23 protein-coding genes and 2 tRNA genes are annotated in these 24,762 nt (G+C 68.2%); 6 read left to right on the top strand and 19 right to left on the bottom strand.

The features are described from left to right. Position 1: 1 nt before the first annotated feature. From ABT254_RS23145 to ABT254_RS23125, 5 genes are read right to left on the bottom strand one after another with little or no spacing between them, the layout of a single operon-like run. Positions 2 to 1,216 (bottom strand): class E sortase, encoded by a 1,215-nt coding sequence (locus ABT254_RS23145; RefSeq protein WP_351473122.1) that lies wholly within the window; start codon positions 1,214 to 1,216, stop codon positions 2 to 4. After that, positions 1,213 to 1,851, bottom strand: a complete 639-nt coding sequence (locus tag ABT254_RS23140) for an aminodeoxychorismate/anthranilate synthase component II (RefSeq protein ID WP_030939022.1) — start codon at positions 1,849 to 1,851, stop codon at positions 1,213 to 1,215. The genes ABT254_RS23145 and ABT254_RS23140 overlap by 4 nt, the downstream gene beginning before the upstream one ends. After that, positions 1,848 to 2,045, bottom strand: a complete 198-nt coding sequence (locus tag ABT254_RS23135) for a hypothetical protein (protein ID WP_351473119.1) — start codon at positions 2,043 to 2,045, stop codon at positions 1,848 to 1,850. The genes ABT254_RS23140 and ABT254_RS23135 overlap by 4 nt, the downstream gene beginning before the upstream one ends. Before the next feature lie 17 nt (positions 2,046 to 2,062). Then, a complete protein-coding gene (locus ABT254_RS23130; RefSeq protein ID WP_351473116.1) occupies positions 2,063 to 2,755 on the bottom strand; it encodes a class E sortase in 693 nt (230 codons plus the stop codon). A gap of 41 nt (positions 2,756 to 2,796) precedes the next feature. Further along, positions 2,797 to 3,576, bottom strand: a complete 780-nt coding sequence (locus ABT254_RS23125; protein WP_351473113.1) for a DUF881 domain-containing protein — start codon at positions 3,574 to 3,576, stop codon at positions 2,797 to 2,799. 142 nt (positions 3,577 to 3,718) lie between these two features. Between ABT254_RS23125 and crgA the strand changes: the two genes are divergently transcribed. Further along, entirely contained in the window at positions 3,719 to 3,973 is a 255-nt protein-coding gene (gene crgA / locus ABT254_RS23120) for a cell division protein CrgA (protein ID WP_030939008.1), read from the top strand. 268 nt (positions 3,974 to 4,241) lie between these two features. Here crgA and ABT254_RS23115 read toward each other — a convergent pair whose 3' ends face one another. Both ABT254_RS23115 and ABT254_RS23110 read right to left on the bottom strand, forming a co-directional pair. Next, positions 4,242 to 5,150 carry a rhomboid family intramembrane serine protease gene (locus ABT254_RS23115; RefSeq protein ID WP_351473110.1) on the bottom strand — a complete coding sequence of 303 codons (909 nt, stop codon included), beginning with the start codon at positions 5,148 to 5,150 and terminating at the stop codon, positions 4,242 to 4,244. Between the two features lie 127 nt (positions 5,151 to 5,277). Continuing rightward, positions 5,278 to 5,811: a peptidylprolyl isomerase gene (locus ABT254_RS23110; RefSeq protein WP_351473108.1), complete on the bottom strand. Its 534-nt coding sequence runs from the start codon at positions 5,809 to 5,811 to the stop codon at positions 5,278 to 5,280. Between the two features lie 362 nt (positions 5,812 to 6,173). Here ABT254_RS23110 and ABT254_RS23105 point away from each other — a divergent pair, with 362 nt between their 5' ends. After that, positions 6,174 to 6,875, top strand: coding sequence for a DUF5324 family protein (locus ABT254_RS23105; protein ID WP_351473106.1), 702 nt, complete (start codon positions 6,174 to 6,176; stop codon positions 6,873 to 6,875). Positions 6,876 to 6,968: 93 nt separating this feature from the next. On the opposite strand, the gene ABT254_RS23100 is transcribed toward ABT254_RS23105, so the two are convergent. Then, positions 6,969 to 7,931: an NAD-dependent epimerase/dehydratase family protein gene (locus ABT254_RS23100; RefSeq protein ID WP_351473103.1), complete on the bottom strand. Its 963-nt coding sequence runs from the start codon at positions 7,929 to 7,931 to the stop codon at positions 6,969 to 6,971. A 247-nt stretch (positions 7,932 to 8,178) separates the two neighbouring features. On the opposite strand from ABT254_RS23100, the gene ABT254_RS23095 reads away from it, so the two are divergent. Continuing rightward, positions 8,179 to 8,856, top strand: a complete 678-nt coding sequence (locus ABT254_RS23095; protein ID WP_450748031.1) for a ScbR family autoregulator-binding transcription factor — start codon at positions 8,179 to 8,181, stop codon at positions 8,854 to 8,856. 119 nt (positions 8,857 to 8,975) lie between these two features. Here ABT254_RS23095 and ABT254_RS23090 read toward each other — a convergent pair. Beyond that, positions 8,976 to 9,048: transfer RNA gene (locus tag ABT254_RS23090), tRNA-Ala, on the bottom strand. 181 nt (positions 9,049 to 9,229) lie between these two features. Here ABT254_RS23090 and ABT254_RS23085 point away from each other — a divergent pair. Then, on the top strand, positions 9,230 to 9,778 hold the full coding sequence (locus tag ABT254_RS23085) for a helix-turn-helix domain-containing protein (protein WP_030938997.1): 549 nt from the start codon (positions 9,230 to 9,232) through the stop codon (positions 9,776 to 9,778). Positions 9,779 to 9,950: 172 nt separating this feature from the next. Continuing rightward, on the top strand, positions 9,951 to 11,513 hold the full coding sequence (locus tag ABT254_RS23080) for a serine/threonine-protein kinase (RefSeq protein WP_351473100.1): 1,563 nt from the start codon (positions 9,951 to 9,953) through the stop codon (positions 11,511 to 11,513). Positions 11,514 to 11,538: 25 nt separating this feature from the next. Here ABT254_RS23080 and ABT254_RS23075 read toward each other — a convergent pair whose 3' ends face one another. Both ABT254_RS23075 and ABT254_RS23070 read right to left on the bottom strand, forming a co-directional pair. Next, positions 11,539 to 12,816, bottom strand: a complete 1,278-nt coding sequence (locus tag ABT254_RS23075; RefSeq protein ID WP_351473097.1) for a hypothetical protein — start codon at positions 12,814 to 12,816, stop codon at positions 11,539 to 11,541. 211 nt (positions 12,817 to 13,027) lie between these two features. Beyond that, positions 13,028 to 13,156, bottom strand: coding sequence for a DLW-39 family protein (locus tag ABT254_RS23070; RefSeq protein WP_003999697.1), 129 nt, complete (start codon positions 13,154 to 13,156; stop codon positions 13,028 to 13,030). Positions 13,157 to 13,483: 327 nt separating this feature from the next. Here ABT254_RS23070 and ABT254_RS23065 point away from each other — a divergent pair, with 327 nt between their 5' ends. Beyond that, on the top strand, positions 13,484 to 13,804 hold the full coding sequence (locus ABT254_RS23065; protein WP_351473094.1) for a DUF6344 domain-containing protein: 321 nt from the start codon (positions 13,484 to 13,486) through the stop codon (positions 13,802 to 13,804). Between the two features lie 166 nt (positions 13,805 to 13,970). On the opposite strand, the gene ABT254_RS23060 is transcribed toward ABT254_RS23065, so the two are convergent. The 8 genes from ABT254_RS23060 to dnaN all read right to left on the bottom strand — a co-directional run bounded on the left by ABT254_RS23060 (position 13,971) and on the right by dnaN (position 24,018). Beyond that, positions 13,971 to 14,047: transfer RNA gene (locus ABT254_RS23060), tRNA-Ile, on the bottom strand. 200 nt (positions 14,048 to 14,247) lie between these two features. Next, positions 14,248 to 15,051 carry a DUF3566 domain-containing protein gene (locus tag ABT254_RS23055; RefSeq protein WP_351473091.1) on the bottom strand — a complete coding sequence of 268 codons (804 nt, stop codon included), beginning with the start codon at positions 15,049 to 15,051 and terminating at the stop codon, positions 14,248 to 14,250. Positions 15,052 to 15,069: 18 nt separating this feature from the next. Then, on the bottom strand, positions 15,070 to 17,664 hold the full coding sequence (gyrA, locus tag ABT254_RS23050) for a DNA gyrase subunit A (protein WP_351473088.1): 2,595 nt from the start codon (positions 17,662 to 17,664) through the stop codon (positions 15,070 to 15,072). Positions 17,665 to 17,706: 42 nt separating this feature from the next. After that, positions 17,707 to 19,767, bottom strand: a complete 2,061-nt coding sequence (gene gyrB, locus ABT254_RS23045; protein ID WP_351473085.1) for a DNA topoisomerase (ATP-hydrolyzing) subunit B — start codon at positions 19,765 to 19,767, stop codon at positions 17,707 to 17,709. A gap of 397 nt (positions 19,768 to 20,164) precedes the next feature. Continuing rightward, positions 20,165 to 20,698 carry a DciA family protein gene (locus ABT254_RS23040; RefSeq protein WP_351473082.1) on the bottom strand — a complete coding sequence of 178 codons (534 nt, stop codon included), beginning with the start codon at positions 20,696 to 20,698 and terminating at the stop codon, positions 20,165 to 20,167. Beyond that, positions 20,695 to 21,816 (bottom strand): DNA replication/repair protein RecF, encoded by a 1,122-nt coding sequence (gene recF / locus ABT254_RS23035; RefSeq protein ID WP_351473079.1) that lies wholly within the window; start codon positions 21,814 to 21,816, stop codon positions 20,695 to 20,697. Before recF ends, ABT254_RS23040 begins: the two co-directional genes overlap by 4 nt. Positions 21,817 to 21,871: 55 nt before the next feature. After that, entirely contained in the window at positions 21,872 to 22,747 is an 876-nt protein-coding gene (gene gnd, locus ABT254_RS23030) for a phosphogluconate dehydrogenase (NAD(+)-dependent, decarboxylating) (protein ID WP_351473076.1), read from the bottom strand. A 140-nt stretch (positions 22,748 to 22,887) separates the two neighbouring features. Next, positions 22,888 to 24,018, bottom strand: a complete 1,131-nt coding sequence (dnaN, locus tag ABT254_RS23025; RefSeq protein WP_351473073.1) for a DNA polymerase III subunit beta — start codon at positions 24,016 to 24,018, stop codon at positions 22,888 to 22,890. Positions 24,019 to 24,762 lie beyond the last annotated feature (744 nt).

Below are 24,762 nucleotides of genomic sequence, written 5' to 3'. Positions count from 1 at the left end.
CCTACTCGACGAGCGCATCCGGCTTGCCCTTGCTGCGCGGCCGTTCCTCGACCATCTTGCCCCAGACGATCAACCGGTACTTGCTGGTGAACTCCGGAGTACAGGTCGTCAGCGTGATGTACCGGCCCGGCTTGGTGAAACCCGACTGGGGCGGCACGGGACTGATCACGCTCGTATTGCTCGGTGACGTCACCGGCAGCGTCGACGTCACCTTGTACACGAAGTACTTGTCCTGCGTCTCGACGACGACCTCGTCGCCGTTCTTCAGCTTGTTGATGTACCGGAAGGGCTCGCCGTGCGTGTTCCGGTGGCCGGCGAGCGCGAAGTTGCCGGTCTTCGCGTCGGGCATCGCCGTCTTCAGCCTGCCCTCGCTGTAGTGGCCGACCATGCCCTTGTCGAGCACCTGCTTGTTGCTGACGCCCTGGGCGATCGGCACGACCACGTCCAGCTCGGGGATGTGGAGGATCGCGAAACCCTGGCCCGGCTCGAACTCGCCCGGTGCGCGCTTGCCGCTCGCCCAGTCGTTCTGCAGGGTGCTGGTCTCCTTGTCCGCCGCCGCATGCGCCCGGACGTTCGTCCACCACAGCTGGTAGGTGACGAACAGCAGCATCAGCACACCGGTGGTGATGAACACCTCACCGATCGCCCGGCTCGCGACGACCCCCGCACTGGGCTTGCGTGCACGGGCCTGCCGGCGTGCCTCCACGCGCGAAAGCGGAGCCTTGGACGCGTCGGCCGACGTCTCCTCGGCGCCTTCCGCCGCCTCCGAAGCCGTGCGGGCGCCCCCATGGCGCCCATGACGGCGCTTGGCGGCCTTCCTCCGGGCCGCTCGTCCTCCCGGAGTGGTTCCTGTGGCAGGCGTGGCCGTTGAGGCGTCAGAGGGCGATATGGAACCGCCCGACGGCGGCTCCGGTATCCGCAGAGCCACCGTCTCCTCGTCCACGGGCGGGAGATACGGCTCGGGCTCCTCCACAAGCGGCGGTACGTACGGCTCCTCGGCAGCCGCCGCATACCCCCCGTGCTGCCCCTGCTGCCCCGCCGGCTCGCCGTTCCACTCGTCGAACCCGGCGGAGGCCTCGAACCCACCGGAGCTCTCGAACGCACCGGACGCCTCGAACGAACCGGACGCCTCGTACCCGTCGTACGAGGCGTACCCCCCGTACGGCTCCTGACCGTACGAGGCGGCGGACTCGCGCTCGGGGCGCAGCGCGGTCACGCCGTGGCCCTGCCCACCACCGGGGCGAGCCCCGCCGACCTCGCCACGGCACCCTGGTCGCCGCACTCCACCAGCCAGTTGGCCAGCATCCGGTGACCGTGCTCGGTCAGCACCGACTCCGGGTGGAACTGCACGCCCTCGACCGGGAGTTCACGGTGCCTGAGCCCCATGATGATCCCGTCGTGCGTACGCGCGGTCACCTCCAGCTCGGCCGGCACCGTCTCCGGCTCCGCGGCCAGCGAGTGGTAGCGCGTCGCCGTGAACGGCGAGGGCAGCCCGGCGAACACACCCCTGCCCTCGTGCTCGACCAGCGAGGTCTTGCCGTGCAGCAACTCGGGCGCACGGTCCACCACGCCCCCGTACGCCACCTGCATCGACTGCATCCCCAGGCAGACCCCGAACACCGGGACACCGGTCGCCGCGCAGTGCCGCACCATCTCGATGCAGACGCCCGCCTCCTCCGGCGTCCCCGGCCCCGGCGACAGCAGCACACCGTCGAAACCGTCCTGGGCATGCGCCGTCGACACCTCGTCGTTGCGCAGCACCTCGCACTCGGCGCCCAGCTGGTACAGGTACTGCACCAGGTTGAAGACGAAGCTGTCGTAGTTGTCGACGACGAGAATCCGCGCACTCACTGGTTGTCCACCGTCACATCGTTGAAGGGCAGCAGCGGTTCGGCCCACGGAAAGACGTACTGGAACAGGACATAGACCACGACCAGGACCAGCAGGAGTGAGATCAGCGCCTTCACCCACGCGTTTCCCGGCAGATGCCGCCAGATCCAGCCGTACATGCCGTCCCTTCCGTTCCACCACGGCACCAGACTCACGCCGTACCCGCACCAGACTAACGGCGCAGCGCCGCTGGTTTCCCGGCCTCCACAGGCTGTGTGGAATCCAGGTGCGCCCACACGATCAGCCGATGGCTGTGCCCCCACTCCGGATCGCACGTGGTGAGCGTCAGATAACGGCCCTCACGCGTGTACCCCGACTTACGTGGCACAGGATCGATCACCTCAACGTCCGTCGGAACAGTTTTGTAGGGCCCTTTGTCGATCCGATACGTGAACCAGGTGGTGCCGTCCGTGAGCACCACCGCGTCACCCGGCCGCAGCTTGGGGAAGTCCACGAACGGATCTCCATACGTCCGCCGGTGCCCCGCCACCGCGAAGTTGCCCTCCTGCCCCAGCTGCGCCGTGTTCGCGTAGTGACCGAGCCCCTTCTTCAGGGTGCTCACGGCGGTGTCCTCGAGCACGGGCTTGTTCCACGTGAAACCAAGCCGCGGGATGTACATGATCGCGAAGGGCTTGCCCGCGGCATACGGCGCCGGCTTCCTCGGAGCGGCCGCGGCACCGGCTTCGGCACTCGCCGTCGGATGCGCCGTCTGCTTCGCCCACTGGTCGTGCAGCACATCGATCTGGTGGTTCATCGCACCGTCCGCCCGCACACCGGTCCAGAACAGCACATAGACGACGAAGAGCACGATCAGGCTGCCCACGGTGATACAGAGCTCACTGACGGTCCTGACGACGACGCGCACCGGCGGCTCCCGAGACGGCTCAGTTCACTCCGCGGGCTGGTTCACTCCACAGGCTGGGCGTAGTGCAGATCCACTGTGCCCGAGTAGCCGGGCAGAGTCACCGTCCCGTCATGGGTCACTTTCCAGCCCAGGCCGTACACATTCACGTAGACCATGTAGTTCTGGATCGCCGTGGAATCCGACAGCGCCTTGTTCAGCTTGTCGGGATCCCCGATCGCCGTGATCTTGTACGGCGGCGAGTACACGCGCCCCTGAAGGATCAGGGTGTTGCCCACGCAGCGCACGGCACTGGTGGAGATCAGCCGCTGGTCCATCACCTTGATGCCCTTGGCGCCGCCCTGCCACAGCGCGTTCACCACGGCCTGCAGGTCCTGCTGGTGGATGACCAGGTAGTCGGGCTGCGGCTCGGGATAGCCGGGCAGCTTGGCGGTGGCGTCCGGCGGTGCGTCGTTGAGCGTGACGGTGATCGCCTCGCCCTTCAGCTTCCGGGTGCCCGCACCCTTCTCCAGGCCCGCCAGCTTCTCGTCCTGCGCCTTGGTGCTGCCGTCGTCGCGCTCGGCGAAGGACTCGACCTCACGGCGCAGGGAGCCGTTGGACTCGTCCAGTTCGCCGTTCTTGCGGCTGCGCTCCTGGATGAGGTCGGAGAGCTTCAGCAGGGACGTGTCCGTGCGGATATTGGTGCCCTTGGCCGTATTGAAACTGGTGAAGAAAATGAGCCCCGCGAGGGCGAAGACGGCCACCGTGAGCACCCGCACCGGCCGGAAACGGCGCCCGCGGGCAGGACTGGATCCGTCCTGGGGGGAGTCGGCAGAATTGCTCAACGTACCCTTATCTCCTTCGGCGCCGCGGAAGCACTACGCTAACGGACGCCCGGGGGAGCGCTAAGAGTCCCCTTGTACGCTGCTCCGGAGCCAGCCACAGTTCCCTGCGCGGCCACGCAGCGCATCGACAGGAGAGACCCTCGTGCCGAAGTCACGTATCCGCAAGAAGGCCGACTACACGCCGCCGCCGGCGAAGCAGGCGACCAGCATCAAGCTGAACAGTCGTGCCTGGGTCGCGCCCGTCATGCTGGCCATGTTCCTCATCGGCCTGGCCTGGATCGTCGTCTTCTACGTGACCGACGGTTCGCTGCCCATCGATGCGCTGGACAACTGGAACATCGTGGTGGGCTTCGGCTTCATCGCCGCCGGATTCGGCGTCTCCACGCAGTGGAAGTAACGGCCACCTCTCGGTGAACATAGCCCTGCCCAGGGCTATCCGCTGAGTTATCCACAGCCTGGAGAATAGTCCACAACTCCTGGGGATAAAGAACGACCATCTGTGGATAACCAGCCGGGCATTGACGCCGATACGACCATCCCACCCGCCTTCGCAAGCCTGTTCGCCCCCTGCCTGACCTGCGGAAACACTGGTCGGTGACAGGGGGCACAGCTGTTCCCGCACGCTATGCACAACAGTGGCAACCCGCTGTGGACAAGCGCGCACGTCAGGTGAGCTGAGCCGTCCTGAGCAGGGTCAGCACCACTACGACGACCAGAACCAGGGCGCAGGTGCCGTACTGGACGAGGGCGCGGTGTTCGCGGGGGGCGTGGACCATGGCGTAGCCGGTGATGACGCCGGCGACGAGTCCGCCGATGTGGGCCTGCCAGGCGATGTTGCTCCAACCGAAGGTGAAGATCAGGTTGATCACCAGCAGGGCGATGATCGGCCGCATGTCGTAGTTGAGGCGGCGCATGAGGACGGCGGTGGCACCGAAAAGGCCGAAGATGGCGCCGGAGGCACCCAGGGAGGCTTCGGTCGGTGAGGCCAGCAGGTAGGTGAGCGCGCTGCCGGCGAGGCCCGAGACGAAGTAGAGGGAGAGGTAGCGGGCGCGTCCGAGGGCGGCTTCGAGGGGGCCGCCGAGCCACCAGAGGCTGAGCATGTTGAAGCCGATGTGCCAGATCTCCTGGTGCGTGAACATCGCGGTCACCAGGCGGTACCACTCGCCGTCGGCGACGCCCTGGGTGGCCTTGAAGGGTGCGGGGGGCCATTCGCCGATGAGGACGAGGTGGTCCAGGAGCGAGGTCTGTACGTGGACGGCGATGAACACCGCCACGTTGATCCCGATGAGGATCTTGGTGAGCAGGCGCGGGTCGGCGGTGACGGTGCCGCCGGCGATGGTGCGGGGGCGGGTGGCGGCCGGGGGGTGGCCGGTGCCGGAGTCGCCGCGGGCGCATTCGGGGCACTGGAAGCCGACGGAGGCGTTGACCATGCACTCGGGGCAGATGGGGCGTTCGCAGCGGGTGCAGCGGATGCCGGTCTCGCGGTCGGGGTGGCGGTAGCAGCCGGGCAGGCTCCGGGCGTGCTGGGGTCCCTGGTCGTCCGGGCCTTGTGGGCTGCCTGGCGCCTGGTCCATGAGATCCCCTAGGTCGTCGGTCGGGTCCTGTGCACAAATGCACCGCCCCGCCCATCTTTACGGATGGGCGGGGCGTTTGGTTCCTGCTGTGCGGGGACTCGACCTTGCGGCGGGGTCCTCGTGGGTCTCAGCCCTCGCGGGTCTCGACGACGACCGACTCGATCACCACGTCGTTGACGGGGCGGTCGGTGCGGGGGTTGGTCTGGGTGGTGGCGATGGCGTCGATCACCTTCTGGCTGGCGGCGTCGGTGACCTCGCCGAAGATGGTGTGCTTGCGGTTCAGCCACGTCGTCGGGGCGACGGTGATGAAGAACTGCGAGCCGTTGGTGCCCGGACCGGCGTTGGCCATGGCCAGCAGGTAGGGCTTGTTGAAGGAGAGGTCTGGGTGGAATTCGTCCTCGAACTGGTAGCCGGGACCACCGGTGCCGTTGCCCAGCGGGTCTCCGCCCTGGATCATGAATCCACTGATCACCCGGTGGAAGACCGTGCCGTCGTAGAGCTTGTCCGTGGTCTTCTGGCCCGTTTCGGGGTTGACCCACTCACGCTCGCCCGTGGCGAGCTCGACAAAGTTCCGGACCGTCTTGGGCGCGTGGTTCGGCAGGAGCCGGACTTCGATGTCGCCATTGTTGGTCTTCAGGGTGGCGTAAAGCTGCTCAGCCACGATCTGCCTTCCGTTGTCTTCCTGTGACCCCCTGATCCTCGCACGGTCTGCGTCCTGCGTCGCCCGGCGCCCGTCTGCGGGTGCCTGTTGGGCGATGTTGCCGGGAGAAAACCGGTCGAGTGCCTCCGGGCCGGGGGCGCTCGGCGGCGATCCGTGGCATTGTCGACGACAAGCGTCTGTTGCCCCGTATTCATCCTCTATTGGACTTGATCGGCTCTTGATCGGCTCTTGCTGGAGATGGTCCTGAGTCGGTGTGCATGACCCGGATGCCCGCCCTCACATGCCCCGTTGTCTGTTGACAGGCATGATCCGTAAAAGGGTGGAAAGTCGAAATACCGTACGCCACCGAGGAGGAGGAACCCGTGACCCGCATCGACAGCGTGCGCGCCGCGACCGGTTCGGCGAAGGACAGCGTGCTGCACGCCGCGGAAGTGGTGGCGCCCTACGCCGACACGGCCAAGGACAGGGCCGCGCACTACGCACACGAGGCACGCGTACGGCTCGCGCCGAAGGTGTCCCAAGCCGCGGATCAGGCCCGCGTTCAGTACGACGCCTATGTCGCGCCACGGCTGGAGCAGGCCCGTACGCATGTGCCGCCGAAGGTCGACCAGGCCGCCCATGAGGCTGCCGCCCGTACCCGGCAGGCGGCCCGGCAGGCCGCCGACTATTCCCGGCCGAGGCTGGAGCAGGCGGTGGCCGTGGCCGGGCCTGTCAAGGACGAGGCCGCCGCGCGCGGTGCTGCCGCATTGGCCGCGCTGCGCGGTCAGGTCTCGGCGAAGGAGATTCAGAAGCTGGCTCGCCGGCATGAGCGTCGGGCGAGGGCCGGTCGTGCCGCGAAGGTGCTGCTGGTGCTCGGTGCTCTCGCGGGCGGTGCTTTCGCTGCCTGGAAGTGGTGGGACAAGCAGGCCAACCCTGACTGGCTGGTCGAGCCGCCTGCCGCGACGGAGGTCCCGGAGTCGAACCGGCTGTCGTCGGTGGACGGCAGCGGTCAGTCGTTGCTCGACCCTGAGGTGCAGGCCAAGGAGGCCGAGGAGGAGGCCGCCAAGCGCGACGACGGCCGGTGACGTGCTGTGGTCCGAACTGCGGTGTGGGGCGGGAGACTTGAGGGTCTTCCGCCCCACGGCTGTGTTTCACGTGAAACATGTCTGGCGGCGCATTCACCTCGCGGACGGCGTCTGCGGCCTCAGCGCCTTTCGGTACCAGGGGGCTGCCTCGGTCAGCCTGGCCCGGTGTCCGGGTCCGGGCGGGCACTCGGTGCGGGACCAGAGCGGGGAGCGGTACCAGCGGTCCTGTGCGAGCAGCCCGGCCTGGTGTGCACTGACTCTTCCCGGTGTCGCGCGGAGGCGGGTCAGGTAGTCGTCGAGGGCCAGACCGTCCTGGGGGACCGGCAGGCCGAGCGTTTCGCCGAGCAGGGCGACGAACTCGCGCAGTGTCGGTGCGTGCGGATGGGCGGCATGGTGCACGGTGCCGGGTGGGGCGTGCTCGGGTGTCCGGGCGAGGGTGGCCAGCAGTCGGGCCAGGTCGTCGACCGCCACGAGCGACAGGCGGGCCCGGCCGTTCTCCGGCAACGCCGGTACGCGCTGGAGGAGTTCACTCACGCCGGGGACGAACCACTTGTCCCCGGCGCCGTACACGAGCGGCGGTCTGACGACTGTGCCGCCCGCGGCGAGTACGGCCTGCTCGGCCTGTAGCCGGGTGCGGCTGGTGGCGGAGGCGGGGGCGGGAGTGGCTTCGTGCTCGGTGAGGTCGCGGTGCGGTCCGGGGCCGTAGACGGCGGTGGTGCTCACCAGGAGGGTGCGGTGGACGTCGGCGCGTTCTGCCTCGGCGAGCAGGGCGCGGGTGCCCTCGACGTTGACGGCGCGGCACTTGTCCTCGTCGGCGCTGATGTGTGAGGCGCAGTGGAGCACGGTGTGCATGCCGCGGCAGATGCCCCGCAGGGAGGCCGGGTCGGTGAGGTCTCCTGTGACGTACTCGACGCCGGGCACCGCTGCGGCCGCTTCCGGTAGGCGTCTGACCAGTGCCTTCACCTCGCCGGGCTGGGGCGGCCGGCCTCCGGTCAGTGCGCGCAGGGCGGCCGAACCGATGAACCCGGTGCCGCCCACGAGCAGGATCTTGTCCATGCCGAGATGGAACGTCGTCGGCCGGTTGCCTCGCAAGCTGCGGCGGACCGATAACGGAAACAAGACCGCTCGGCCTCTTTTTCCTTGAGGGAGGATGGCGCACGTCACGTGGTGCACGCCACCACCGCGTCGCCATAGGCCGCTGAGGAAGGCAGCGCTCCTCGGGTCTCCGCCGGTGGAGAGGTCACGGAAACAGACCGGGTGGTTCGCTAGGGTGGATGCAGCAGGCACGCCCGGAAGGAACGTAATGGCCAAGCAGGCTCGCGCGGTGCAGACCCGGCGCTCGATCGTGGAAGCCGCAGCGAGTGTGTTCGCCGAGTACGGCTACGAACGCGCGGCCACCTCGGAGATCCTGCGCCGGGCCAATGTCACCAAGGGTGCGATGTACTTCCACTTCCCGTCGAAGGAGTCGCTGGCGCAGGCGATCATGGACGAGCAGACCGGTCTGGTCAGGGTGGAGCACCGGCTCTCGCCCGTGCAGTCGATCATCGACATCACGCACCAGTTCGCCCATGTGCTGCGCCATGACGCCCTTGCCAGGGCGGGGACGCGGCTGTCCATCGAGGGTGTCTTCTTCAACGGCACGCACCCGTGGGGCGACTGGTTCGACCTCACCGCCCGGCTGCTGACCGAGGGGCAGGAGCAGGGTGAGGTGCTCCCCCAGGTCGTGCCCAGGGAAACCGCGGAGTTCGTCGTCGCCACGTTCACCGGCGTTCAGCTGGTGTCCGAGGCCATCAACCAGCGAGCCGATCTGCGGGGGCGGGTCGCTGTGATGTGGCGTCACATTCTGCCGTCCGTCGCCCATCCCGCCGCCATCTCACGCCTGCGCCCGGAGGGCGCCACCGACCCGGCGGCTGTCACGGCGCGGGACGAGGACCGGACCGAGGCCGAGGCCGACATCGAGGTCGGGGCCGTCACCGGCTGACCGGACCGTCAGCCGTCCGCCCCGCCGCACGACAGCGGGGGCTCGCCCCGGTGGTGCCGGCCCCGGTAGCGAAAAATCCCCTCCGCTCTGCGTTTCCGCAGGTCGGAGGGGATCCGGAGTGGAGCCTAGGGGAGTCGAACCCCTGACATCTGCCATGCAAAGACAGCGCTCTACCAACTGAGCTAAGGCCCCGGAAAGGGAGCATCCCCCGGAAGAACCGCGTACCGGTGGGCGCCGCAGACCAGAGTACCGGGTCACCCCCGGGATCTCGCAAAAAGATTGGGGGTCCCCGTGGACGACCACTCTCCGTAAGATGCTCGGCGTGGTTCGCTACAGCGAACCACAGTACTTGGGGAAGCGATGGGGAGACGCAATGGACGCCGCACAGCAGGAAGCGACCGCAAGAGCGCGGGAACTGCAGCGGAACTGGTACGGGGAGCCGTTGGGGGCGCTCTTCCGTAAGCTCATAGAAGATCTCGGACTCAACCAGGCCCGTCTCGCGGGGGTACTGGGGCTGTCCGCTCCGATGCTGTCGCAGTTGATGAGCGGGCAGCGGGCGAAGATCGGCAACCCGGCTGTCGTACAGCGGGTGCAGCTGCTGCAGGACCTGGCGGGGCAGGTCGCGGACGGCAGCGTGAGCGCGGCCGAGGCCACGGAGCGCATGGAAGAGATCAAGAAGTCGCAGGGGGGCTCGGTGCTCAGCAACACGACGACCACGACGAGCAGTTCGGGGGCGCCCACGGTCAAGCGGGTGGTCCGCGAGATCCAGTCGCTGCTGCGCTCGGTGGCCGCCGCGGGGGACATCATCGACGCCGCGGACACTCTCGCCCCCAGTCATCCGGAGCTGGCAGAGTTCCTCCGGGTGTACGGCGCCGGCCGCACGTCCGACGCGGTCACGCATTACCAGTCGCACCAGAGCTGAGTCCGTGGCCCGGTCGCCGAAGGGGGTTCGGCAGCCGGGCCGACGGCCGAGGAGGGGCGCGGGGGCTCGTATCACTCATCACACTCGTCGAGGAACGCACTGGGGGGAGTCGCACCACCCGTCGAGGGGCAAGCAAGGGGGGTAGCCGAAGGGGGAGGAGCGACGCACAGCCATGGGTGAGGTCTTCGCCGGCCGGTACGAACTGGTCGACCCGATCGGACGCGGAGGAGTCGGCGCCGTCTGGCGCGCCTGGGACCACCGCCGCCGTCGCTATGTGGCCGCCAAGGTGCTGCAGCAGCGCGACGCGCACTCTCTGCTGCGTTTCGTCCGCGAGCAGGCTCTGCGTATCGATCACCCCCATGTGCTGGCGCCCGCCAGCTGGGCCGCCGACGACGACAAGGTCCTGTTCACCATGGACCTCGTCGCCGGCGGCTCGCTGGTTCATCTGGTCGGGGACTACGGCCCCCTGCCCCCGGCCTTCGTGTGCACCTTGCTTGACCAGCTGCTTTCGGGGCTGGCCGCCGTGCATGCCGAGGATGTGGTGCACCGTGACATCAAGCCGGCCAATGTCCTGCTGGAAGCAACCGGCACGGGCCGGCCGCGGCTGCGGTTGTCCGACTTCGGCATCGCGATGCGGCTGGGGGAACCGCGTCTGACGGAGACCAATCTCGTGGTGGGGACGCCGGGTTATCTCGCGCCCGAGCAGATGATGGGCGCGGAACCGGACTTCCCCGCCGACCTGTTCGCGGTGGGACTGGTCGCGTTGTATCTGCTGGAGGGTGCCAAGCCCGACGCCAAGGCGCTCATCCAGTACTTCGCGGCGCACGGGACACCGAGCGCGCCCAAGGGCATTCCCGAGCCGCTGTGGCAGGTTGTGGCGACGCTGCTGCAGCCCGACCCGCAGGCCCGGTTCCGTACGGCCACAGGGGCGCGCAAAGCGCTCGCCTCCGCCAGGGAGTTGTTGCCGGACCCCGGTCCCGACGACGAGTTGATCGAGATCTTCGACCAACTCGGACCGCTCCCACCGGGGTTCGCCCCTTCGGGACCTCTGAAAGCCGCACCGGGGGTGGAGGCGAAGAGGGAGGCTGACACACGCGGAACCGGTGTAAGTGAGGCCTCGTCGCAGCCCGTTGAGCGGTCTGCCGGGGCAGCGGTGCCCTCCCGGTCGTCCGCGCCGGACGCAGACGTCGTGGCGTCCTCGGGCCTCACGCCACTGCCCGATCCACGCCAGGGTTCCGGGCGCCAGCCCGAGTCGTCCGTTCCTACGCAGCCGCCCAGCATGTCGGACACCGGCAGCTTCCATCTGCCGCCACCGCAGGCCACCAGCGCCTCCTCCGTCCGAACTCCCGCAGCACAGGCGCCGACGCCCCACGCACAGGTACATCCCGACCAGGGCAGCCAGCACCAGCGCGCCTACGCCTCCCCACACGACCCCACGCATGTACTGCCCTCCCCCCAGTCCCGCACGCCGCTGCACCCGGCCCAGGCCCAGGCCCTGACGCCGACGCCGACGCCGACGCCGTACCAACGCGTTGATGTCTCCACTGTTTCGTACACCGCCCAGGCCCCTCAGGTTCCGCCTCCCGCGCAGGCGGTCCCGCAGGAGACGACGCGCCGCAGCCATCGCGCCCGCCCGGCACGCCGCCCCGGCCCGCCCGCCAAGGTGGCGATCCCGCTCCTGCTTCTCGCGCTGGCCTGCTACGCCGTGGGGTTCTGGGCGCTGACCCGTATCTGAACAACCGTCCGCGGGGCCGCGGACCTCACCAGGCCCGTGCTCTCCGCCGGGCCGCGGCCGTCCACACCCCGAGCACGACGAGCACGAGCGTGCCCGCTCCGATCCCGCCCGCGGCGACGACCTTCATCGTGGCGTGGGCGTCCGTGGTCCCGCCCGCCGCGGCAGCCTGCCGTTCCTGGGCGGTGAGCTCGAAGAGGTTCCTCGGCACGGACTGTCCCTCGTACGCGGGCCCGTCCTGCGCCCCGCCCTCGATCCCGACACGCAGCGTCAGCCCGAACGGCCCGTCGCCGAACTTGGCGGCCACTCCCGAGGCGAGGTGCACCACCAGGTAGTACGAGCCGGCGAACCGCATTCCGTTCACGCGGTCGGGGATGGCGTAGCGGTTGCCGTAGTCGACGGGAGGTACCGCGGCGAGCGAGGCCGACTTCCGCTTGCCGTCGTAGCCGACGTTCGCGTCCTCCACGTCGGCGCGGACGGGGTTGTAGAGCGTGAGCGCCAGGGCGTCGATGGCGTAGCCGTGCCCGTCGCCGTTGGCGCTGCCCAGTTCGGCCGTGGCGGACGGCTGTTGGCCCCAGCCGACCGGGACCTTGTAGAAGAGCGTCTGGCCGGGCGTGATGCCGGCGCTCCAGACGCCCTGCCCCACCGTGGCCGCCCCGGAGAACCCGGCGCCGCCCTGGCTGTGCTTGGCAGTCCCCGACACCGGGGCGGGTGAGGCGGAGTTCCACACCTTGGGCGGGCTCGTCGCACCCGCCTGCTTCAGGCGCGGTTCGGTGGTGGCCGTGATCTCCAGGTCCCAGGCGCCGGGTGAGGAGTCCGCCGTACCGGTGCGTTCGACGACGGCGTAGTAGGCGCCGGAGCCCTGGCACAGGGGGTCGGCCGGGGAGGTCGTCCGTGCGCCCCATGCCGTGATGGGGTGCGGGCTCCTGGCTGCACCGAAGCGGGCGCGCTCGTTGGAGCAGGAGTGGTTGTCGGAGTCCTGCACCGACACCCTGATGCCGTCGGTGATGGAGAGCGTGGCGTCCGCGCGGGGAATGGCGGTGACGGAGACGTACGCGTTGGACGTGGCATCGAGATCAAGGCGGTAGTAGACCTTCGCGCCCCTGGGGAGGGAGCTGCGGTAGGTCCCGCCGGCTTCGAGGAGCTCGGCGTTCGTGGTGCCTTTCGCTCCGTCCACAGGCTGTGCGTCCTCCGCGAAGGTGTAGGAGGAGGCAGCGGCGGAGACGTCGGTGCTCGGGGTTGCGGCTGCCGCCGCGGCGGCGGTCGACCAGGGCGCCGCGGCTGCCGTGCACAGCACCGCCGTCATGGCCGCCACGCGCGCGCGTGCCGATGGACGCCCGCGCCATGCCCTCGCGCGCCACCACGCCGTACGCCGCCCCATCACGCGCCACCCCTCGTCGTCGTCCGGACCGCTGGACCGTGGCCCATCCTGCCCCGCGGGGGAGCGCCTCATCCGGGCAACACAAAACCCCGACCGCAAGGACGGCCGGGGTCTGTTCAGATTCCGTTGTCGGTACTCACGAACCCGTGGGCACGGAGTCGGTCGCCTCCGTCCACAGATCCTGCTCGGCGCGATCCGCCTGGATCTGGCGGTACACGAGGAGCCCGCCGATGGCGGCCAGTGCGACCAGGAGAAGCTTCTTCACCGCGCGACCTCGTCTTTCCTTGACGTAGGGGACTTCTGGCGCCCGACTATACACACCGACCGATACCGATCGGTGACCTGCGTGGGCCCTCAACTCCCCTCCGGCAAACCGCAGTAGAACCGGAGGTCACCGCTCCGATCTGAGGGTGATCACACCCCCACGGACGGTGACTTTGTTCTTCATTCTCCTATTAACGAGCCGTTTGCACCCATCCGGGTGTTGTTCATCTGAACATCGCCGCGCCACGGGCGTCGGTCCACCACTTCGCGGCCCCGATACACATCATGAGGAAAGTACGCAAATCGCCCGACCCGAAAGTGAGGGGCCATGGCCCAGAACCAGGTCATGAAGCTGTGGAACGTCATCGTCACCGCCTTTCTCGCGCTGTGCACGACGTTCGGACTCATCACGACGACCGCTTCCGCGGCGGTACCGCAGACCGAGGCGACCGGCAACTGCAGCGCGCCGGTGACGATGCCGACGACCTCCCACTGGTCCTGGTCCTATGCCAGGGCCCTGCCCCCCACGATGAAGCAGCGCATCCGCGCCGAGGCCCACGGAAAGTCCCCCAGCTGCCGCCACAGCCCGATCATGGAAACGGAGGCAGGCACGGACCTCTCCGAGCCGGCCACTCCCCTCCAGCTGTGAGGCACCGCCCCTGCAACCCGGCGTAACGGCGAACTTGCGTACCCGAACCGCCCATGAAGAAGACCCCCAACCGGAATCGGTTGGGGGTCTTCTTCGTTCTCCACTGACAGACATGACCTTCTGAACGCAAAAGACCCCCAGCCCTGTGGACTGGGGGTCTTCGTACTGGTGGGGCTAACAGGATTTGAACCTGTGGCCTCATCCTTATCAGGGATGCGCTCTAACCAACTGAGCTATAGCCCCGCCGCGCTCTGCGGTGTGTGTCCCGCGCGCTGACCCCTGAAGATTAGCGCACGACGTGGGCAGTCCCAAAATCGGTTGTCCGAGGGCCGGCGGCAGGACCGGTGCCGGAGGTTCGAAACGAGGGCCCCGGTTGATGTCACTCGTGCTCGGCGAGGGGCACGGTCAAGGTCACTCGTCCTCGGCGAGGGGCACGGCCAAGGTCACTCGTCCTCGGCGAGCGTCAGCTCGATGCCGCCGACGAAGCCCGCCGAGAGGTTGTAGATGAACGCGCCGAGGGTCGCGAGGGCCGTCGCGAGGACGACGTCGATGACCGCGATGATCGACGTGAACATCAGGACGTGCGGGAGCGACAGGAACGACTGCAGGTCGAAGCCGTTCGACTCGTTGGAGCCGGTGGCTTCCGAGATCGTGCCGCCGACCGTCGAGAAGACGCCCATCGCGTCCATGACCATCCACAGGACCGCGGACGCGACGATCGTGCAGATGCCCAGCGCGATGGAGAGCAGGAAGCTCACCTTCATCACCGACCACGGATCGGCCTTCGCCACGCGCAGGCGTGCCTTGCGGATGCGGGGCGTGGTGCGCGCGCCGGTGCGCGGCCGCCGTACGGCACCGGCCGGTGACTGGGCGGGCGCCTGTGCCTGGTTCTGGTAGGCCTGCGGCGGGTGGTAGGGCCCGGCGGGCTGCTGCGGCTGCCGCTCACCGGGGAGCGGAGAGGCCGCCGGGGCCGGTGCGGGCTGGGCCGGAGGCTGCTGCGGCTGCGGCTGGGCGGCCGGAGCCGGCCCGGCCTTCTGCTGCTGTGTCTGCGGGCCTCGGGCTTCCGTCACAGTTCCCCCCTGGGATCCATGCGTCTCCGACGAGGGTGAGTCGGTCTCGGCTGCGTCGATCTTGCGCAGCTGGGTCGTGTGCGGATCCGTCGCACGCGCGGCGGAGCCACGGCCGCCTCCGTCCGATTCCGTACCCGTGGGGGTAGCGGCCGATCCGGCGCCCGTGGCTCCGCTCACGATGACTCACTCCTCGTGCTACTCGTCCGAGGGCGCCTCACCCTCGTCCGTGCCGGTGGTCGCGGCACCTTCGGCGGTCTCGTCGACGGCCACATCGCCGTCGACCTCCTCCGCCTCGCGTCCCGCCTCGGCGTTACGAGCGATACCGACGACGGCATCGCGCTTGCCCAGGTTGATCAGTTGGACGCCCATGGTGTCACGGCCCGTCTCCCTGACCTCGTTGACTCGCGTACGAATCACACCGCCCGACAGCGTGATGGCGAGGATCTCGTCGGTCTCCTCGACCACCAGCGCGCCGACCAGCGAACCGCGGTCCTCCACGATCTTGGCAGCCTTGATACCGAGGCCGCCGCGACCCTGGACGCGGTACTCGTCGACGGCAGTCCGCTTCGCGTACCCACCGTCCGTAGCAGTGAACACGAACGTACCGGGTCGAACAACATTCATCGACAGAAGTTCATCGCCCTCACGGAAACTCATGCCCTTGACACCGGAGGTGGCACGGCCCATGGGCCGCAGGCTCTCGTCCGTGGCAGTGAACCTGATCGACTGCGCCTTCTTGCTGATCAGAAGCAGATCGTCATCGGGCGAAACGAGTTCGGCTCCGATCAGTTCGTCGTCCGAACCGTCCTCCGTCTCCCGGAGGTTGATCGCGATCACACCGCCGGAGCGGGGTGAATCGTAATCCTTCAGCGGCGTCTTCTTGACCAGGCCGCCCTTGGTGGCGAGGACCAGGTAGGGCGCCGCCTCGTAGTCGCGGATCGCGAGGATCTCGGCGATCGCCTCGTCCGGCTGGAAGGCGAGCAGGTTCGCGACGTGCTGGCCGCGCGCCTCACGGCCGGCGTCCGGAAGCTCGTAGGCCTTCGCACGGTAGACGCGGCCCTTGTTGGTGAAGAACAGCAGCCAGTGGTGCGTGGTCGACACGAAGAAGTGGTCGACGATGTCGTCCTGCTTCAGCTTCGTGCCGCGTACGCCCTTGCCGCCCCGCTTCTGCGAGCGGTAGTCCTCCGTCTTGGTGCGCTTGATGTAGCCGCCGCGCGTGATGGTGACGACGATGTCCTCTTCGGCGATCAGGTCCTCGATGGACATGTCACCGTCGAAGGGCACCAGCATCGTCTTGCGGTCGTCGCCGTACTTCTCGACGATCGCGGCGAGTTCCTCGCTGACGATGCCGCGCTGGCGGACCGGGGAGGCGAGGATCTCGTTGTACTCGGTGATCTTCGCCTGGAGCTCGTCGTGCTCCTGGATGATCTTCCGGCGCTCCAGGGCGGCCAGTCGGCGCAGCTGCATCTCGAGGATGGCGTTCGCCTGGATCTCGTCGATCTCCAGGAGCTCCATCAGGCCCGCGCGCGCGATCTCGACGGTGTCGCTGCGCCGGATCAGCGCGATGACCTCGTCGATGGCGTCCAGGGCCTTCAGCAGGCCGCGCAGGATGTGCGCCCGCTCCTCGGCCTTGCGCAGGCGGAAGCGCGTACGGCGGACGATGACCTCGATCTGGTGCGTCACCCAGTGGCGGATGAACGCGTCCAGGGAGAGCGTGCGCGGGACGCCGTCGACCAGCGCCAGCATGTTGGCGCCGAAGTTCGTCTGCAGGTCCGTGTGCTTGTACAGGTTGTTCAGGACGACCTTGGCGACCGCGTCCCGCTTGAGCACGATGACGAGACGCTGACCGGTACGGGAGCTGGTCTCGTCGCGGACGTCCGCGATGCCGCCGATCTTGCCGTCCTTCACCAGGTCGGCGATCTTCTGCGCGAGGTTGTCCGGGTTGACCTGGTACGGCAGCTCCGTGACCACCAGGCACTGGCGGTTCTGGATCTCCTCGACCTCGACGACCGCGCGCATCGTGATGGAGCCGCGGCCGGTGCGGTACGCCTCCTCGATGCCCTTGCGGCCCACCACCAGGGCGCCGGTCGGGAAGTCCGGGCCCTTGATGCGCTCGATGAGGGCGTCGAGGAGCTCCTCGTGCGAGGCGTCCGGGTTCTCCAGGTACCACTGGGCGCCCGCCGCGACCTCGCGCAGGTTGTGCGGCGGGATGTTGGTCGCCATGCCGACCGCGATACCGGCCGAGCCGTTGATCAGCAGGTTCGGGAAGCGGGCCGGCAGGACGGTCGGCTCCTGGGAGCGGCCGTCGTAGTTGTCCGTGAAGTCGACGGTCTCCTCGTCGATGTCACGGACCATCTCCATCGACAGCGGCGCCATCTTGCACTCGGTATAGCGCATGGCCGCCGCCGGGTCGTTGCCCGGAGAGCCGAAGTTGCCGTTGGAATCGACGAGCGGCATGCGCATCGACCACGGCTGGGCGAGACGGACCAGGGCGTCGTAGATCGAACTGTCGCCGTGGGGGTGGTAGTTGCCCATGACGTCGCCGACGACGCGGGCGCACTTGTAGAAGCCGCGCTCGGGGCGGTAGCCGCCGTCGTACATGGCGTACAGGACGCGGCGGTGGACGGGCTTGAGGCCGTCCCGGACGTCGGGCAGCGCACGGGACACGATGACGGACATCGCGTAGTCCAGGTACGAGCGCTGCATCTCCGTCTCGAGCCCGACGGGCTCGACACGCAGGACGACCTCGCCGCCCTCTTCAGGCGTGCTGGGAGTGTTCTCGTCGGCCATTGCTGGTGAAGATCCTTCCTGGTGCGGTCAGCTGAGACCGACTCAGATGTCGAGGAAGCGGACGTCCTTGGCGTTGCGCTGGATGAACTGGCGGCGCGCCTCGACGTCCTCGCCCATCAGGACCGAGAACAGGTCGTCGGCCTGGGCGGCGTCGTCGAGGGTGACCTGGCCGAGGACCCGGTGCTCCTGGTCCATCGTGGTCACACGCAGTTCCTCGGCGTTCATCTCGCCGAGACCCTTGAAGCGCTGGATGGAGTCCTCGCGGACGCGCTTGCCCCGCTGACGGCCCATCTCGATCAGCGCGTCACGCTCACGGTCCGAGTAGGCGTACTCGATGTCGTCCCGGCCCCACTTGATCTTGTACAGCGGAGGACGGGACAGGTACACGTGACCGGCCTCGACCAGCGGCCGCATGAAGCGGAACAGGAAGGTCAGCAGCAGGGTGCTGATGTGCTGGCCGTCGACGTCGGCGTCCGCCATCAGGATGATCTTGTGATAGCGGAGCTTCTCGATGTCGAAGTCCTCGTGGACCCCGGTGCCGAAGGCGGAGATCAGTGCCTGGATCTCCTGGTTCTGGAGGATCTTGTCGATCCTGGCCTTCTCGACGTTGAGGATCTTTCCGCGGATCGGGAGGATCGCCTGGTACTGCGGGTTGCGGCCGGACTTGGCCGAGCCGCCGGCGGAGTCACCCTCGACGATGAAGATCTCGCACTTGGTCGGGTCGTTCGACTGGCAGTCGGAGAGCTTGCCCGGCAGCGACGCGGACTCGAGGAGGCCCTTACGACGCGTCAGGTCACGGGCCTTGCGGGCCGCCACACGCGCGGTGGCCGCCTGGATGCCCTTGCGGATGATGTCCGCCGCCTCGTTCGGATTGCGGTCCAGCCAGTCGTTGAGGTGCTCGTAGACCGCCTTCTGGACGAAGGTCTTCGCCTCGGTGTTGCCCAGCTTGGTCTTGGTCTGGCCCTCGAACTGCGGCTCGCTCAGCTTCACCGAGATGATCGCCGTCAGGCCCTCGCGGATGTCGTCACCCGTGAGGTTGTCGTCCTTCTCGCGCAGCAGCTTCTTGTCGCGCGCGTACTTGTTGATCAGGTTGGTGAGCGCCGCGCGGAAGCCCTCTTCGTGCGTACCGCCCTCGTGCGTGTGGATGATGTTGGCGAAGGAGTACACGCCCTCGCTGTAACCGCTGTTCCACTGCATCGCGACTTCGAGGGAGAGGCTCTTCTCCTTGTCCTCCGCCTCGAGGTCGATCACCGTCGGGTGCACCGCGTCTCCCTTGCGGGAGTTGAGGTACTTCACGAAGTCGACGATGCCGCCCTCGTAGTGGTACGTGACGTGCTTGACCTCGGCGGTCTCGTCGGCGCCCGCCTCGTCCGCCCCGGAGGTGGCCTTCGCCGACTCGCGCTCATCAGTGAGTTTGATCGTCAAACCCTTGTTGAGGAACGCCATCTCCTGGAAGCGCCGCGACAGCGTCTCGAAGGAGTAGTCGGTGGTCTCGAAGATGTCGGCGTCGGCCCAGAAGGTGACCGACGTGCCGGTCTCCTCGGTGGCCTCGTGCTTGACCAGCGGCGCCGTGGGGACGCCCATCTTGTAGTCCTGGGTCCAGCGGTGACCGTCGGTCCTGACCTCGACCGCGACCTTCGAGGACAGCGCGTTCACGACGGAGACGCCGACGCCGTGCAGACCGCCGGAGACCGCGTAGCCGCCCCCGCCGAACTTGCCGCCCGCGTGCAGAACGGTCAGCACGACCTCGAGTGCCGGCTTGCCCTCGGAGGGCACGATGCCCACCGGGATGCCACGGCCGTTGTCGACCACGCGGACGCCGCCGTCGGCGAGGATCGTCACGTCGATGGTGTCCGCGTGGCCGGCCAGTGCCTCGTCGACGGAGTTGTCGACGACCTCGTACACGAGGTGGTGCAGCCCTCGCTCACCGGTCGAGCCGATGTACATACCGGGGCGCTTGCGGACCGCGTCCAGCCCCTCGAGGACGGTGATGGCGCTGGCGTCGTACGAGGCGGTGACCTCGCCGTTCGACGAGGTCACCGCGCCGTTCTCGCCGGCGTCGGTGGACGGGATGTTCTCGTTGGGGTTGCCGGAATCGGCCACGAAGCGCCCTTTCTGGCACAGCACGAGCCAGGCTCGTCGGCGGGTTGCCGGAGCGGCTGCGGCATGTTGCGTTGGTAAGCCTTGTTCAGCGTTGCTCAGCTTTTCCCGGACGTCCCCACGACTGGGGCGGGATTGGCTTCCAGTCTACCGGTAGCGCCGACAGTGATGGGGGTTTGCCGGTACCTGAGTCCTCATGTGGCGCCCTGAACCGGCGTCTGCCGGGTCCCCATATACGGAGCAGGGCTCCAAGAGGCTCACAGAGGCACTCAGCGCTTCCGACTGTCAACCCTTGGCTACTTGGGAGTCAGGTCGCAATTCGCAACCGTGTGCGGCGGTACGACACGGAGGCCGCCGGAGCCACGACCGGACCGCCGACGGCCTGCAGATGTGAGGTCTGTCACCCGTACGTGTCGCCGGGGCCCGTGCTGCCGGGGGCACGCAGGGGACCGTAGCGACGGGCGGGGCCACCGGGGCCGTTCACCTTGATCATCTTCACCGCGCCGTGCCCGAGGTCCTCGTTGAGACGGGCCACCAGCGTCGGGGCGAGCAGGCGCAGATTCGTCGCCCAGGCCGTCGAATCGCAGCGCACCACCAGGACGCGCTCGTCCTCGTCGTACTTCTCCGGCTCACAGTGCTTGGCCACGTCCTCGCCCACGATCTGCGGCCAGCGGCCCATCACCCCGCCCACCGCCGCCGGGGTCTCCCAACCGCGCTCGGTGATGAGCCGGTTGATCGCAGCACCGAGCGCCATGGGGTCGCGTCCGTCCGCGCGTGCGCCGGAGCGCAGACCACCGCGTCGCGCCTGCTTCTTCTGCTGGGCCGCGTCCCCACGCGCGCGTGCCTGTTCCTTCGCCGCCCTCAGCGCCACGCGCGCGAGGTCGACGCCGGACGGCTCGGGGGCCTTCTTGGGCGCGGGCTCTTCGTCCGTCATGCGCGCTCCACCGTCCCGTCGGACACCGAGTACCGCGTCCCGGTCAGTACGTGCGGTACGTCGTCGTCCACCGCGGCCGTCACCAGCACCTGCTCACCGGGCGCGACCAGCTCCGCCAGACGCTCGCGGCGACGGGTGTCCAGCTCCGCGAAGACATCGTCGAGGACGAGCACCGGCTCGTTGCCCTCGGCCCGCAGCAGGTCGTACGAGGCGAGGCGCAGCGCCAGCGCATACGACCACGACTCCCCGTGGGAGGCGTACCCCTTGGCGGGCAGCTGACCGAGTTTGAGAAGCAGATCGTCCCGATGGGGTCCTACGAGGGTGACGCCCCGCTCGATCTCCTGCTTGCGCGCCTCGGCGAGCGCCCCCATCAGCTGCTCGTAGAGATCCTCGCGGGTATGGGCCTCACCGGGCGCGGACGGCTTGTACTCCAGGCTCACCGGGCCGCCCCCCGGCGCCAGCTGCTCGTACGCCTTGTCGGCCAGCGGCTGGATCGCCGCGACCAGATCCAGGCGCTGGGCGAGCAACTCGGCGCCCGCGCGCGCGAGATGCTGGTCCCAGACGTCGAGCGTGGACAGGTCCATGGAGCGGCCGCCGTGCCGACGGGCCAGCGCGGCCGACTTCAGGAGCGTGTTGCGCTGCTTCAGGACCCGCTCGTAGTCGGAGCGCACGCCGGCCATGCGCGGGGAACGAGCGGTGATCAGCTCGTCCAGGAAACGACGCCGCTCCCCGGGGTCCCCCTTGACCAGAGAGAGATCCTCGGGCGCGAACAGGACGGTCCGTACGATGCCCAGCACGTCACGCGGTCTGACCTGCGAGGACCTGTTGATGCGGGCGCGGTTGGACTTGCCGGGGTTCAGCTCCAGCTCGACCAGCTGCTGCCGCTCGCCCTGTTTGACCTGCGCCCGGATGACCGCGCGATCCGCGCCCATGCGCACCAGGGGGGCGTCGGAGGCCACGCGATGGCTGCCGAGGGTGGCGAGATAGCCGACGGCCTCGACGAGGTTGGTCTTGCCCTGCCCGTTCGGGCCGACGAAAGCGGTGACGCCCGGGTCCAGCGGGACCTCGACCCGGGCGTACGAACGGAAGTCGGCCAGCGACAGGTGCGTGACGTGCATGGTCGGTCGCCGACCTCCCCCAGGTTGCGGGCTGACTTTTCAACAGCCCTGTGGATTACTTCTTCTCGACCGCGTGGCCGCCGAACTGGTTCCGCAGCGCCGCGATCATCTTCATCTGCGGAGAGTCCTCCTGACGCGACGCGAACCGCGCGAAGAGGGAGGCCGTGATCGCGGGCAGCGGCACGGCGTTGTCGATGGCGGCTTCCACAGTCCAGCGTCCCTCGCCGGAGTCCTGTGCAAAACCTTTCAGCCTGTCCAGGTGCTCGTCCTCGTCGAGGGCGTTCACCGCGAGGTCCAGCAGCCAGGAACGGATGACCGTGCCCTCCTGCCAGGAGCGGAAGACCTCGCGCACATCCGTGACCGAGTCGACCTTCTCCAGCAGCTCCCAGCCCTCGGCGTAGGCCTGCATCATCGCGTACTCGATGCCGTTGTGGACCATCTTCGCGAAGTGCCCCGCACCGACCTTGCCGGCGTGCACCGAGCCGAACTTCCCCTCGGGCTTCAGCGCGTCGAAGACCGGCTGCACCTTGGCGACGTTCGCCGCGTCACCGCCGTACATCAGCGCATAGCCGTTCTCCAGGCCCCAGACGCCGCCCGAGACGCCGCAGTCAACGAAACCGATGCCCTTGGCCGCCAGCTCCTCGGCGTGCCTCTCGTCGTCCGTCCAGCGGGAGTTGCCGCCGTCCACGACGACGTCTCCCGGCTCCAGGAGCTCGCCCAGTTCGTCGATCGTCGACTGGGTGGGCGCTCCGGCCGGGACCATCACCCAGACCACGCGGGGCCCGCTGAGCTTGCCCACAAGCTCTTCCAGGCTGTGGACATCGGCAAGGTCCGGGTTGCGGTCGAATCCGATCACGGTGTGGCCTGCGCGGCGTATCCGCTCGCGCATGTTGCCGCCCATCTTGCCGAGGCCGACGAGACCGAGCTCCATCAGTTGTTCCTTAGGTTGCTGTGTGGCGTGTGGGGCACGTTCGTACCTGCGTCCGAGCCTAAACCCGGACGCTCGCGCACACCTGTGGGCATACCCGCTCATAAGTACGCCCCTACCTGCGGATTCTCTGAGGAGAGAGATCAGCCGCTGAGCCGCACCGGCATGATCAGGTACTTGTAGGCCTCGTCCGCCTCGGCATCCAGCGCCGGCTTGCCGCTGAGCAGCGCGGGCTTGGTGGACGTCGTGAACGACAGCTGCGCCACCGGCGAGTCGATGGCGCTCAGGCCGTCCAGGAGGAACGTCGGGTTGAAGGCGATCGAGATGTCGTCGCCCTCCAGCTGCGCGTCCACACGTTCCACAGCCTGTGCATCGTCGCTGGAGCCGGCCTCCAGGATCAGCACGCCCTGCTCGAAGCTCAGCCGCACCGGGGTGTTGCGCTCGGCGACCAGGGCCACACGCTTGACGGCCTCCACGAAGGGGGCGGTCTCGATGACGGCGACGGTGTTGAACTCCGTCGGGAACAGCGTGCGGTACTTCGGGAGGTCGCCCTCGAGGAGACGGGTGGTGGTGCGCCGCCCGGCGCCCTCGAAACCGATCAGCCCCTCGCCCGCGCCCGAGCCGGACAGCGCCAGGATCACGCTGTCGCCGCTCGTGAGGGCCTTGGCGGTGTCCAGGAGCGTCTTGGCGGGCACCAGGGCGACCGCGGAGGCGTCGGGGTTCTCCGGCTTCCACAGGAACTCGCGGACCGCGAAGCGGTAGCGGTCGGTGGAGGCCAGGGTGACGGTGTCGCCCTCGATCTCGATGCGCACACCGGTGAGGACGGGCAGCGTGTCGTCACGGCCGGCCGCGATGGCCACCTGGGCGGCCGCGGAGGCGAAGACCTCGCCGGGCACGGTGCCCGTGGCGTTCGGCATCTGCGGCAGCGCCGGGTACTCCTCCACAGGCAGGGTGTGGAGTGTGAACCGGGAGGACCCACAGACCACGGTCGCCCGTACACCGTCTGTGGAAATCTCCACGGGCCGGTTGGGGAGGGCGCGGGAGATGTCGGCGAGCAGCCGGCCGGAGACGAGGACGGTGCCCTCCTCCTCGACCTCCGCCTCCACCGACACCCGCGCGGAGACCTCGTAGTCGAAGCTGGACAGGCTCAGAGCGCCGTCCTCGGCCTTCAGCAGAAGGCCGGCGAGGACAGGCGCCGGCGGACGGGCCGGGAGGCTGCGCGCCGCCCAGGCAACTGCCTCCGCGAGTACGTCGCGTTCCACCCGGATCTTCACTGTTGCCGCCTCCTGCTGTTGCCGGCGCTTCTCGCCCTGCCTGGCTTCGTCGTCTGTCTCGGTGTCATCGGTCCCTGCGGTGGGAAGGACACCGGGGAACAGTCTGACGCACGGCACTGACAGTAGGTGCCTCTCGGGGTCAAGTCGTGACGAGGGGCAGCCGGGAGCCGGACGGCGAGTTGTGCACAGGACCCCCTTCGAAACGAACTTCTCGCTCTCTCTAGTCGGGAGTAGTAGTAGGGCCTGTGGAAACCGTGGATAACCCTGTTTTCCCAGCTCAGAGGCGAGATTTTGTCCACGGGCCCTGTGGGCGGAGACAGTGGACAACTCTGCAGATCTGTGGAGAACGGAAAGTTCTGCACACCCCGTGCACAGCCTGAGGTGAGTTCTCCCCAGCGCCGTCCCCAGCTTTTCCCCCGTTGCCCACAGCCCAACCCGGCACCTTTGTGTGACGCCTTTCACTCGACGCGGTGATCAGGCGCGTCACGTTGCCGAACAGTGGACAGCGGTGTGGAGAAGTCGCCCTTCGCTGGGGACAATCAGGCCCAGCCTGTGGGTTGTCGGTGGACAACTTCGTGCACAGCTTGTGGATCAGTTCTCCGTCCACAGTCTGTGGAGATCCTTCATCCACCGATCCACAGGCACTTGAGCTGCCTGGATGGCTGTTCAAGCGCTCCCCTGTGGACCGAACTCTGGACAACTCCGCAGTCCCCAGGATGTGGACAGCAGAAAGTTCACGAATCT

The sequence above is a fragment of the Streptomyces sp. NPDC001137 genome (assembly GCF_040298885.1).
Taxonomy (GTDB): domain Bacteria; phylum Actinomycetota; class Actinomycetes; order Streptomycetales; family Streptomycetaceae; genus Streptomyces.
This window is presented reverse-complemented; position numbering and strand designations above follow the sequence as displayed.